Below are 12398 nucleotides of genomic sequence, written 5' to 3'. Positions count from 1 at the left end.
GTATGCAACGATATTTTATCGAGCTCACGAAGCAGGAGATGGACGAAACTCCTGATTTTCAAATCACAGGGGAAGACGTCCACCATATAGCGAACGTCATGAGAATGAGTGCGGGAGACCGGATTATCTGCTGTTCGAAAGACGGCCATGAAGCGTTATGCCTGCTTAAAGAGGTTTCTAAAGATCATATATCATGCAGCATTGCTGAGTGGACGGGTGAAAACCGTGAACTGCCTTTGAAGATCAGGATCGCAAGCGGCCTTCCGAAAGGTGATAAGCTTGAATGGATTATCCAAAAAGGGACCGAGCTGGGGGCAAGTATGTTCATCCCTTTTCAAGGCGCCAGATCCGTCGTTAAGCTAGACGACAAAAAGGCAAAGAAAAAGCGGGAGAGATGGGCGAAAATCGCGAAGGAAGCGGCGGAGCAATCGTACCGCAATGAAATTCCCGAAGTGAAAACCGTTCATACGTTCCGGCAGCTGCTTGAATTGGCGGAGAATGTCGATAAATGTGTCGTTGCATACGAGGAGTCATCAAAGCAGGGAGAAACGGGCGCTTTCGCCGCGGAGCTCAAAAGCCTTCCGCAAGGTTCGTCTCTTTTAATCGTATTCGGCCCTGAAGGCGGTCTGACTGAGTCTGAAGTTCATCAGCTTTCAGAAAAAGGCGCCGTCTTATGCGGCCTCGGACCGAGAATTTTACGGACTGAAACTGCGCCTCTTTACGCGTTAAGCGCAGTTTCCTATCATACAGAGTTATTAAGAGGTGATCAGTAATGGCAACTGTTGCTTTTCATACCCTTGGCTGCAAGGTCAACCATTATGAAACAGAAGCAATCTGGCAGCTGTTTAAAGATGCGGGTTATGAACGAAAAGAATTCGAACAGACAGCAGATGTATATGTCATTAATACATGTACGGTAACAAACACGGGAGATAAAAAAAGCCGTCAAGTCATCAGACGGGCGATCCGCCAAAATCCTGACGGCGTCATCTGCGTAACAGGGTGCTATGCGCAAACCTCTCCGGCAGAAATTATGGCCATCCCGGGTGTTGACATCGTCGTCGGCACGCAGGATCGTGAAAAAATGCTTGGTTACATTGAGCAGTACAGGGAAGAGCGCCAGCCGATCAACGGCGTCGGCAATATTATGAAAGCACGCGTGTTTGAAGAGCTGGATGTTCCCGCTTTTACTGACCGCACAAGAGCGTCGTTAAAAATCCAAGAGGGCTGCAACAACTTCTGTACGTTCTGCATTATCCCTTGGGCGCGCGGCCTGCTTCGTTCCCGCGATCCGGAAGAAGTCATTAAACAGGCGCAGCAGCTGGTGGATGCCGGCTATAAAGAAATCGTCCTGACGGGGATTCATACGGGCGGCTACGGCGAAGATATGAAAGATTATAATTTCGCCAAGCTTCTCCGCGAGCTTGATACACGTGTAGAAGGACTGAAGCGGATCAGAATTTCATCTATTGAAGCAAGCCAAATCACTGATGAAGTAATTGAAGTGCTGGATGCGTCTGATAAAATCGTCCGTCACCTTCATATCCCGATACAGTCAGGATCAAACACCGTTCTGAAACGGATGAGACGCAAATATACGATGGAGTTTTTCGCGGACCGTTTAAATAAGCTGAAAGAAGCGCTGCCGGGTCTGGCCGTCACATCTGATGTCATCGTCGGTTTCCCGGGTGAAACGGAAGAAGAATTTATGGAAACATACCGATTCATTAAAGAACATAAGTTTTCAGAGCTTCACGTATTCCCTTACAGCAAACGCACCGGAACACCTGCGGCCAGAATGGAAGACCAAGTTGACGAGAACGTGAAAAACGAACGGGTGCATAAGCTGATCGCGCTGTCAGACCAGCTTGCCAAAGAATACGCCTCCGATTATGAAGGAGAGGTTCTGGAAATCATTCCTGAAGAGACGTTTAAAGAGTCTGATGAAGACGGCATGTTTGTCGGCTATACGGACAATTACATGAAAGTCGTCTTCAAAGGCACGGAGGATGTAATCGGCAAACTTGTCAAAGTCAAAATTCAAAAAGCGGGCTATCCGTATAACGAAGGACAATTCGTCCGTGTCGTTGAGGATGAAATGACCCGAAACATGCGCATGTCTTCATAACATATGTAAAAAAACCGGTGCCTTCCCGCATCGGTTTTTTTACGGTTTCGGAGGAATCAGTCTGTCAATCAGCCGGCAAAACAAATGTGTGAACGGCAGAAACAATAAGGCGGTGACAACGTTAAATAACAGGCTGAAATGCGCAATCATCTGCGCGGGATCATCAGACAGGCGCTCCGTAAAACCTGCTGATGCGGACAGGAAGGGAAATACGAGCAGCACGCCGAGAATATTAAACACAACGTGAGCACCGGCGGTCTGTCTGGCGGCATAACCGCCTGAAACAGCAGCCATAACGGCCGTGACGCATGTCCCGATATTAGATCCCAGAACGACGCTGACCGCTTGTTCAATGCCGATCACCCCTTCGTTCATAAAACTCATCAAAATGCCGATGCAGACGGAGCTTGAATGAATGATTGCCGTCAATATCATACCGATAAAAAGAGCGGACCAGCTCGAATCATTCACATGTCGCAAAACCTCCGCCCCCGCCTTCATTTCTGTCAACGGAACGGCGAGCCGGCTGAAGCATGTGATGCAAAAAAAGATGATGCCGAGACCGAGGAAGCTTATGCCGATCTGCCTGAACGGATATTTACGGATGAGAATAAACACAAGGCCTCCGATAAAAAGCACCCAAATGAGCACATCCATCTTTATGGCTAAAAACTCCGTCGTAAACGTGGAGCCGACATTCGTGCCTAGAATCATCGGAATGGTCCGTTTAAAAGATAAAGCGCCTGCGCTGACAAAGCCGATGACAATGACCATGAAGGCTGAGCTGCTCTGAAGAAAACCAGTGAATACGATGCTTATGAGAAAAGCTTTCAAAGGGTGGTCGGTAAATAAGAGCAGGCTCTTCTCAATTTTTGAATACGTTAATGCGATCAGCCCCTGCCTGAGCAGGCTCATTCCGAGTAAAAAAATCAGGATAAGTGCGGTAAAGAGAATCAGTATCATCAAATGAAACACCCCTTTCCATCATTATATAGACAAGCAGCCTTATTCATGACGGAAAAGTGAGCTCGCTTAGTTGACCTGACTGAAGGCTTATATTATAATGTCAAAGTACATGTTTATATATGTATCTTTTTAAAGGTAGTCGATTGGTGTATTCGGAGGGAGGGAAAGAGAATGTCAAAAACGGTCGTTAGAAAAAACGAATCGCTTGAAGATGCTCTTCGTCGCTTCAAACGCAGTGTATCAAAGACAGGTACTTTGCAAGAAGCAAGAAAGCGCGAATTTTATGAAAAACCTAGCGTAAAGCGCAAGAAAAAGTCAGAAGCTGCTAGAAAACGCAAATTCTAAAAGAGGGTGGATTTATGAGTCTTCTTGAGCGACTTAACCAAGATATGAAGCTGTATATGAAAAGCCGTGAGAAAGACAAACTGACTGTCGTTCGAATGGTGAAAGCTTCACTTCAAAACGAAGCAATTAAGCTTAAGAAAGACAGTTTGACCGAGGATGAGGAACTTACTGTCCTATCTCGTGAACTTAAGCAACGTAAAGACTCCCTCCATGAATTTTCAAACGCTAATCGTTTAGATTTAGTAGATAAAGTTCAAAAAGAGCTGGACATTTTAGAAGTTTATTTACCGAAGCAGCTTTCTGAAGAAGAGCTGCAGACAATCGTAAATGAAACCATCGCTGAAGTCGGTGCGAGCTCTAAAGCGGACATGGGCAAAGTGATGAGTGCTATTATGCCTAAAGTAAAAGGTAAAGCTGACGGCAGCGTAATTAACAGACTCGTCAGCAGTCAATTATCTTAATTGACAAGAAAAAAGACATCTTTCCTTGAGAGATGTCTTTTTTTATACATAAAAAAATGAAACTAAAGTACATTTGTTACGTATATAAAGAAGAACGAAACGGGAAGGAGGGTATATTTGCCTTGTTCCGAAAAAAAACCGGAATTGCTGTTGCTCTATTGGGCTTATTTGTATTATCTTTATTAGGGGTTCAATTGAACGCGAAAGCTGATCACCCATCGGTTTATGTCATCCCGGTTGAGAAAAATGTCGAACAGGGGCTCGCCTCGTTTTTATCGCGTTCTTTCAAAGAAGCGAAGGAGTCCGGCGCGTCACACATTATTCTTGACATCAATACACCGGGAGGCGCCGTTCAATCAGCCTTGGATATTGCGGATATCATCGGCCGCGCGGATGTGCCTGTTACCGCTTACGTTAATAAACGGGCGCTTTCTGCGGGAGCGTATATAGCGCTTCAGGCAGATGAAATCTATATGGCGCCGGGCGGAAAATTGGGTGCCGCAGCCATCATCGACGGAAAAGGAAACGCGGCAGACAAAAAGGCCCAATCACTGTGGCATGCAGAAATGGAGGACGCAGCGGTTAAAAACAACCGAAATCCGAAATACGCCCTGGCCATGGCAGATCCCGCCATTAATGCAAAGGAAGCGGGCGCCCCAAAGGGAAAACTGCTGACACTGACAGCTGAAAAAGCTAAGGAAGTCGGATATTCGGAGGGCACGGTTTCAGACCTTGATGCTTTATATACAAAGCTCGGTTTTGACAAAGCGGATGTTCACCATGCAGAAGAAGGTTTCGTCGGCAAACTGGGCCGATGGCTGACAAATCCGTTTGTTGTCCCCGTCTTATTAACGCTTGCTTTGCTTGGTTTGACCATTGAATTGTTCTCGCCGGGCCTCGGGATACCGGGTGCCGTCGGACTGACGGCCATGCTGCTGTTTTTCACCGGGCATATCGCTGCCGGATTCGCCGGCTATGACAGCGTATTCTTATTTTGCGCGGGCTTCGCTTTTATCCTTTTAGAGATATTCCTGCCCGGAGGCATAATCGGTCTTATCGGTATTGCAGGCGTCATCGCGAGCCTCTTTCTCGCTGCGGGCAGCTTTACCGTAATGGCGGTTTCTCTCTTGATCGCCATTGCTGTGTCTATTACAGCCTTTATCATATTAACAAGGGTGTTGGGGAAACGAATGAAATTCTTTAAAAAATTAATATTAACTGATTCAACAAGCACGGAGAGCGGTTATGTTTCAAATCAGAACCGGACGGAGCTGTTGGGAAAAGTCGGCATTACCGCTACAGCCCTCAGACCGTCAGGCACCGTCATTATTGATGATGAACGTCTGGATGTCGTCTCGGAAGGATCATTCACTGAAAAAGACAGACAGGTGAAAGTAGTGAAAGCGGAAGGCTCACGCATTGTCGTGAGAGAAATATAGATGATAACCTTGAGGAGGAATTAGATGGAACTGTCAAGTTTGGCGATTTTAGCATTAGTTGCTGCTGCCATTATTGTGTTAGCCATATTCTTCACCTTTGTACCGGTGATGCTATGGATTTCGGCGCTTGCGGCAGGAGTCAGAATCAGCATTTTCACTTTGGTCGGGATGAGGCTGCGGCGCGTCATACCAAGCCGCGTTGTCAATCCGTTAATTAAAGCGCACAAAGCCGGCCTTGCCGCAACAACAAATCAGCTCGAAAGCCATTATCTGGCCGGAGGTAATGTCGACAGGGTGGTCAATGCCCTGATTGCGGCACAGCGCGCCAATATTGAGCTGACATTTGAACGCTGCGCAGCCATTGACCTGGCCGGGCGTGACGTATTGGAAGCCGTACAGATGAGCGTCAATCCGAAGGTCATTGAAACACCGTTTATCGCGGGTGTCGCCATGGACGGAATTGAAGTAAAAGCAAAAGCCAGAATCACGGTAAGAGCCAATATTGAGCGCCTTGTCGGAGGAGCGGGAGAAGAGACGGTTGTCGCCCGTGTCGGAGAAGGGATTGTTTCGACAATCGGTTCTTCACACAATCATAAAAAAGTACTTGAAAACCCTGATATGATTTCACAGACCGTACTTGGCAAAGGGCTGGATTCAGGCACCGCATTTGAAATTCTTTCGATTGACATCGCCGACGTTGATATCGGCAAAAACATCGGAGCGATTCTGCAGACGGATCAGGCAGAAGCAGACAAAAACATTGCGCAGGCCAAAGCCGAAGAGCGCCGCGCCATGGCGGTCGCCCAAGAGCAGGAAATGCGCGCTCGCGTAGAAGAAATGCGTGCGAAAGTCGTGGAAGCAGAAGCCGAAGTGCCGCTTGCGATGGCAGAAGCGTTGCGTGAAGGAAACATCGGCGTCATGGACTATATGAACATAAAAAATATCGACGCGGATACGGACATGAGGGATTCTATCGGCAAGCTGACGAATGACCAGCAAGATGAAGACCAACAATAACCTCTCTATTAAGGAGGGAGCCGCTATATGCACGAGATTCTGACAAATCCGCTCGTCATTGCCGCCGTGATCGGCATTATATCGGCAATATTCGGCAAGAAAAACAAAGATGAAAAACGGCCGCCGGGTACACGTCCCGAAAATCAGGCAAAAAAGCAGGATCAAAAACAGCCGCAGAAAGAGCATAAGCCGGAAGCGGAAGAATTGCCTGCCGTTTCAGAAGAGAACCCTTTTGAGCAAAAAAGAAGGGAAGCTGAAAAGCGCCTAGCGGAGACGGAGCAGATGTTTAACGGGCTTGAACATAAGCTGGCATCCCCACGCGCACGAAACGCGTCTCTGAAGAAATCAGCCCTCAAAATAAATAAAGAAACTGCGGTCCAAGGCATTATATTCAGTGAGGTTTTGGGGCCGCCCCGTGCAAAAAAACCGCACCGGACCATGCGGAACATCGGTAAAAAATAAAGTGTTAGAACCCCTTTTCAAATCATACATATGAGATGAAAGGGGGTTCTTTTTTTATGGGGCAAAGAAAGAATCGTGTAAAGGCATGGCTGACAAGAGCATTGGAAATTCCCCCGGACGTTATGATGGATCTGCCTCGTATTACGATGGTCGGCAGACTTCATATCTACATAGAGAATCACAGAGGCCTCCTGCTGTTCAGCGAAGAAGAAGTCAGGCTGATGCTCAAGCAGGGGCAGTGTATCATATCAGGAAAAAACTTGGTCATTAAGGCAATCCTTCCTGAGGAAATCCTTTTGGAAGGCACGATAGATCACGTACGATATGTCGATTCATAAAGCCGGGGGGAAATAATGTGAAAAACAAATGGCTGTCATTTTTTTCGGGTAAAGTCCAAATGGAAGTCAAAGGAAAAGGAATTGAACGGCTTCTGAATGAATGCACGAGAAACGGAATCGCCATCTTTGCGGTGAAAAAAAAGCAAGACTGTGTTCTGCTGATGATTCAGCTTCAAGATGTACATGCTTTCAGAAGAGTCATCAGAAAACATGAATGCAAAGCAAGCTTTACAAAAAGAAAGGGTCTTCCCTTTCTGCTTCTCAAATCAAAATTAAACCTGGGTTTCACTGCGGGATTTGTGATATTTTTTGTTATATTGTTTCTTTTGTCCAACATGATTTGGGAAATTGATATTAAAGGGGCCAAGCCAGAGACCGAGCATCAGATGGTAAAGCACCTTGAAGAAATCGGTGTAAAAAAAGGCCGTTTGCAATTTTTAATGATGACGCCGGAGAAAATTCAAAAATCATTAACAAACGGTATCGATAATATTACGTGGGTCGGTGTGGAATTGAACGGGACAGCCCTTCATATGAAAGTGGTCGAAAAAAACGAACCGACAAAAGAAAAGTACGTGAGCCCCCGCCATATCGTTGCCAAAAAGAAGGCGGTCATCAAAAGGATGTTCGTGCAAAAGGGGCAGCCGATGGCTTTTGTGAACGATCATGTTGACAAAGGACAGCTCCTCGTCTCAGGACTGATCGGAAATGAAGACCGGAAAGTCGCCTCAAAAGCGGAAATTTACGGAGAAACATGGTACAAGTCAGAAGTAACCGTGCCTCTTGAAACATCATTTACGCTATATACGGGTAAAGTAAGGACGAAGCACAAGCTGTCTTTCGGATCATGGGGCGTGCCTTTTTGGGGCTTCGGGTTTAATGAGGAGCCGCTGAAACATCCGAAAACAGAGGAAGAAAAGCATCCGTTTCAATTTCTGGGGATGAAGCTTCCGGTTTCTTACGTTCAAGAACAGACAAGAGAAAGTGAAACATCCGTGCGGACTTATACGAAAGGCGAAGCGGTTCAGGCCGGTATCAAAATGGGAAGACAAGATGTAGAAAAGCGATTAAACGGCAGCGGAGAGGTGGAAAGTGAAAAAGTTTTGCACCAATCCGTTGAGAATGGTAAAGTAAAGTTGATTATTCTCTACCAAGTTATAGAAGATATCGTTCAAACCACACCTATTGTTCAGGGAGACTAAAGAATGGCAGAACATTTACTTGCGATTAATCACAAACTGAAAAGCCCGGACGAAGCACTTTCTTTGTTCGGCAGCCAAGATACCTTTTTACATTTAATGGAGAAGGATCTAGGCATTAGCCTCATCACACGCGGTGAAACCATTTACGTTTCCGGGAATGATGAAACATTTGAGATCGCTGACAGATTATTGGGCTCGCTCCTTACTTTAATCCGCAAGGGGATCGAGATTTCGGAACGTGATGTGCTGTATGCCGTGAAAATGGCAAAAAAAGATGAACTGGACTATTTTGAAAGCATGTATGAAGAGGAAATAACGAAGACGGCAAAAGGCAAACCGATCCGTGTCAAAACCATCGGCCAAAGAGAATATGTGGCGGCGATGAAGAAAAACGACATGGTGTTCGGCATCGGGCCGGCGGGAACCGGCAAAACTTATTTGGCGGTCGTAAAAGCGGTGCACGCTTTAAAAAACGGCCACATTAAAAAAATCATTTTAACAAGACCCGCTGTGGAAGCCGGCGAGAGCCTCGGTTTTCTGCCCGGAGATTTAAAGGAAAAAGTAGATCCTTATCTGCGCCCGCTGTATGACGCGCTCCATGATGTGCTCGGAAGCGACCATACGGAGCGTCTTATGGAAAGAGGGGTTATCGAAATCGCCCCGCTTGCCTATATGAGAGGGCGGACGCTTGACGACGCGTATGTGATTCTTGATGAAGCCCAGAATACCACTCCCGCTCAAATGAAAATGTTTTTGACGAGATTGGGTTTTGGCTCTAAAATGATCATTACGGGCGACGTAAGCCAAATTGACCTGCCGAAAGGCGTCACATCGGGACTTGCAGTGGCGAAGGATATGCTGAAGGACGTAAACGGCATCTCCGTGATTGAACTTGACCAGACAGATGTGGTCAGGCATCCGCTTGTTGCAAAAATTATTGAAGCTTATGATAAGCAAAAGTAATGCAAAAATGACCCGATCTCCCGTTATCGGGTCATTTTTATATGATGTGTTCCTGATGTTTCAGGGAGGAGGTTCTTGTTTTGAAAAAGAAGGGAAAGGGCAAAAGCGCCCGGGAACGGTTCCGCAGTTTCAGACATGCCCGCTCAGCCCATGTGCTGCTGTACCTGCTGCTTTCAGCGATCATGTTTGGTTTGCTCTTTATTCATGTAAAACCTGAATCACTTAATTTGGATTTGTTTGCAGTCAGTGATAAGACGATTTACGCGCCCGCCACAGTGGAAGATCAGCAGGCGACGGAATCGAAAAAGCAGGCGGCCGAAGATGCGGTGGAAGATCAATACACTCTGAAAAAAGGCTATACCGACAACCGGCTTGACCTGATCACTTCCATTTTTGACAGCATCGGCGAAGTGAAAAAAGATGCGGAAAAAGACAAAAAGTCACCTTCGGAAAAATCACTGGTAAAATCGGTGAAAAACAAGCTGACGCAGGATGTCAATGAATCCGTCTCGAAAGATGCCATTAAATCGCTTCTCCATGCAAACAATGAAGATTTCTCATTTGTGAGGGATTCCGTCATTACCGCGGTGAATACGGTGATGAGCAGTGAAATTCCTTCTGAAAAGCTTGCTGAAGCGAAGGATAAGGTCGCAAAAGAGCTGAAAAGCGCTTCTGTGCCGTCAAAATATTTAGCGGCTGCGACTGAAATCGGAAAATACGCGGTCATCCCAAATTACGTATTTGATCCGAAAGCGACCGATGAAAAACGCCAGGAAGCGTCAGACAGCGTCCAGCCGGTACAGATCAAACAGGGACAGGTTCTCGTGGAAGAGAATGACCTGATCGACCGGGAAGTATACAGGAAGCTTGAACTGACGGGTCTTTTGAATAATTCCAACCTGTTAAAACCGATCAGCGGTCTGCTTCTGATGATCGGGCTGTTTATCGCCACGCTTGTCTACTATTTTGAGAAACAGCAGCAGGAGCTTAAGCTGAAAAATAAATCTCTTTTGCTGTTTTCTATCATTACAACGCTTATTCTCGTCATTATGGAAGTCGTCAGTCTCTTTCAGAAGATTGAATACACCAATATCGGCTATCTTGTGCCGATCGCCGCCGGCGCGATTTTAATCAGGCTGCTGCTCAATGAAAGGCTCGCCATTTTAGGAAGCATCATTCTGGCGATCTGCGGCAGTATGATGTTTAATCAGGGTGTGACGGGAACATTTAATTACGTCATCGGCATTTACTATTTAATCAGCAGCATTTCAGGCATTTTGTTTTTGGGAAAACATAATGCGAGATCAAAAATATTGCAGACGGGACTGTTCGTCTCATTTATTAATATGATTATCGTGCTGTCGCTATTATTAATACAAAATACGGCGCTGTCACCGGTTGAAATCGGAACGCTGATGCTGATGGGGGTCGTCTCGGGACTTGCTTCATCCGTTTTGATTATCGGTCTGATGCCGTTTTTTGAGACGGGATTCGGCATTCTTTCAACAATGAGGCTGATTGAACTGTCTAATCCGAATCATCCCCTGCTTCGAAAGATTTTAACGGAAACACCCGGTACATATCATCACAGCGTCATGGTGGCAAATCTGTCGGAAGCGGCTTGTGAAGCCGTAGGGGCAAACGGTCTTTTAGCACGGGTCGGAGCGTATTATCACGATCTCGGCAAAACGAAACGTCCGCAATATTTTATTGAAAATCAGATGAATATGGATAATCCGCATGACAAGCTGTCTCCGCAGCTCAGCAAAAATATCATTATCGCACATACGACAGACGGTGCGAATATGCTCAGAAGCTATAAGTTTCCGAAAGAGCTTGTGGATATCGCGGAGCAGCATCACGGAACGTCCCTTTTGAAATTCTTTTATTATAAAGCGAAAGAAAAGGGCGACCAGATTACAGAGAAAGAGTTCCGCTACCCGGGGCCGAAGCCGCAATCGAAAGAAGCGGCTATTATCTCAGTGGCCGACAGCGTTGAAGCCGCCGTCCGTTCCATGCATAATCCCAATCCCGAGCGGATCGAAAAACTGGTGCGGGGAATTATATCCGATAAGCTTCAGGACGGACAATTCTCAGAATGTGATCTCACATTCCGAGAACTGGATACGATCGCAAAAACACTATGTGCGACTTTAAAAGGAATTTTCCACTCCCGGATTGAATATCCGGAGGCTACGAAGAAGGTGAAATAAATGGGTTTACTCATAGATATTGTTGATGAAACGAACAGCGTCTCAGCTGATGCGCTCCAAGAAGTGGAGAAGCTGCTCCAATTCGCGGCGGAAAAAGAAGGCGTTCAGGATCAGGCTGAAGTATCGGTCACGATTGTGACAAATGAGGAAATCAGAGAAATCAACAGAGACTACCGGGGAAAAGACACTCCGACTGACGTCATTTCGTTTGCGCTTGAAGAAGAAGGCGAAGACGAGGTTGAAATCGTAGGCGCCAACATGCCGCCTGTTTTAGGAGATATTATCATCAGCGCTGACAGAACGAAAGAGCAGGCGGAAGAGTACGGCCATTCATTTATGAGAGAGCTCGGTTTTCTGGCCGTCCACGGCTTTTTGCATTTGCTTGGCTATGATCACATGACAAAAGAAGAAGAGGAAGAAATGTTTTCAAAGCAAAAGGATTTGCTGGATGAGTATGGACTCACGAGATCATAAAAACGAGTGGAGCAGGTTCCTGAAGAGCTTTGTCCATGCATGGAGGGGAATCTGGAAAACGGCGCGGTCAGAGCGGAATTTTCAATTTCATATTACCGCGGCCTGCGCCGTTATCGTTTGCGGTTTTCTCACCGGGCTGAGCACAGCCGAATGGGCCGTTGTTTTGGTGCTGATCGGAGGGATGCTTGCTTTGGAGCTTTTAAATACGGCGATAGAGCATGTTGTGGATTTAGTTACCGATCAGTATCACCCGCTCGCAAAAGCGGCAAAGGACGCGGCCGCCGGAGCCGTTTGCGTCTTTGCCGTGATATCGTGTATCATTGGTTTACTCATCTTCTTGCCGAAGATATGTTAGCAGAAGATTCTTACAATTATTTTACATTGCCAAAA

13 protein-coding genes and 1 pseudogene are annotated in these 12398 nt (G+C 46.4%); 13 read left to right on the top strand and 1 reads right to left on the bottom strand.

The genetic code is table 11. The annotated features are described in order from the left end of the window. Positions 1-2: 2 nt before the first annotated feature. A complete protein-coding gene (locus MY7_RS10805; RefSeq protein WP_007612667.1) occupies positions 3-773 on the top strand; it encodes a 16S rRNA (uracil(1498)-N(3))-methyltransferase in 771 nt (256 codons plus the stop codon). After that, positions 773-2128, top strand: a complete 1356-nt coding sequence (gene mtaB, locus MY7_RS10800) for a tRNA (N(6)-L-threonylcarbamoyladenosine(37)-C(2))-methylthiotransferase MtaB (protein ID WP_007612666.1) — start codon at positions 773-775, stop codon at positions 2126-2128. The genes MY7_RS10805 and mtaB overlap by 1 nt, the downstream gene beginning before the upstream one ends. Before the next feature lie 39 nt (positions 2129-2167). Here mtaB and MY7_RS10795 read toward each other — a convergent pair whose 3' ends face one another. Beyond that, complete coding sequence (locus tag MY7_RS10795) at positions 2168-3094, bottom strand: Na/Pi symporter (RefSeq protein WP_029326066.1); 927 nt, start codon at positions 3092-3094, stop codon at positions 2168-2170. A 171-nt stretch (positions 3095-3265) separates the two neighbouring features. Here MY7_RS10795 and rpsU point away from each other — a divergent pair, with 171 nt between their 5' ends. From rpsU to MY7_RS10740, 11 genes and pseudogenes are all read left to right on the top strand, one after another. After that, entirely contained in the window at positions 3266-3439 is a 174-nt protein-coding gene (gene rpsU / locus MY7_RS10790; protein WP_003152957.1) for a 30S ribosomal protein S21, read from the top strand. A gap of 14 nt (positions 3440-3453) precedes the next feature. Continuing rightward, on the top strand, positions 3454-3900 hold the full coding sequence (locus MY7_RS10785) for a GatB/YqeY domain-containing protein (RefSeq protein ID WP_007408278.1): 447 nt from the start codon (positions 3454-3456) through the stop codon (positions 3898-3900). Positions 3901-4022: 122 nt separating this feature from the next. Continuing rightward, positions 4023-5339 (top strand): NfeD family protein, encoded by a 1317-nt coding sequence (locus tag MY7_RS10780; protein ID WP_029326067.1) that lies wholly within the window; start codon positions 4023-4025, stop codon positions 5337-5339. 24 nt (positions 5340-5363) lie between these two features. After that, complete coding sequence (floA, locus tag MY7_RS10775; RefSeq protein WP_007612662.1) at positions 5364-6356, top strand: flotillin-like protein FloA; 993 nt, start codon at positions 5364-5366, stop codon at positions 6354-6356. Positions 6357-6383: 27 nt separating this feature from the next. Further along, a complete protein-coding gene (locus tag MY7_RS10770) occupies positions 6384-6818 on the top strand; it encodes a hypothetical protein (protein WP_007612661.1) in 435 nt (144 codons plus the stop codon). Between the two features lie 56 nt (positions 6819-6874). Then, positions 6875-7156, top strand: a complete 282-nt coding sequence (gene yqfC / locus MY7_RS10765; RefSeq protein WP_003152966.1) for a sporulation protein YqfC — start codon at positions 6875-6877, stop codon at positions 7154-7156. 17 nt (positions 7157-7173) lie between these two features. Then, a pseudogene (gene yqfD, locus MY7_RS10760) lies at positions 7174-8398 on the top strand (sporulation protein YqfD). Next, positions 8362-9321 (top strand): PhoH family protein, encoded by a 960-nt coding sequence (locus tag MY7_RS10755; protein ID WP_007612658.1) that lies wholly within the window; start codon positions 8362-8364, stop codon positions 9319-9321. The pseudogene yqfD and the gene MY7_RS10755 overlap by 37 nt, the downstream one beginning before the upstream one ends. Positions 9322-9401: 80 nt before the next feature. Further along, positions 9402-11534 (top strand): HD family phosphohydrolase, encoded by a 2133-nt coding sequence (locus tag MY7_RS10750; protein WP_007612656.1) that lies wholly within the window; start codon positions 9402-9404, stop codon positions 11532-11534. Further along, complete coding sequence (ybeY, locus tag MY7_RS10745) at positions 11535-12008, top strand: rRNA maturation RNase YbeY (protein WP_007612655.1); 474 nt, start codon at positions 11535-11537, stop codon at positions 12006-12008. Then, a complete protein-coding gene (locus tag MY7_RS10740) occupies positions 11989-12363 on the top strand; it encodes a diacylglycerol kinase family protein (RefSeq protein ID WP_003152974.1) in 375 nt (124 codons plus the stop codon). The genes ybeY and MY7_RS10740 overlap by 20 nt, the downstream gene beginning before the upstream one ends. Positions 12364-12398 lie beyond the last annotated feature (35 nt).

Origin of the sequence: Bacillus sp. 5B6 (assembly GCF_000259405.1) — a bacterium.
GTDB lineage: Bacteria > Bacillota > Bacilli > Bacillales > Bacillaceae > Bacillus > Bacillus velezensis.
The sequence above is the reverse complement of the archived record's forward strand: the minus strand, read 5'-3'. Positions and strand labels throughout refer to the sequence as shown.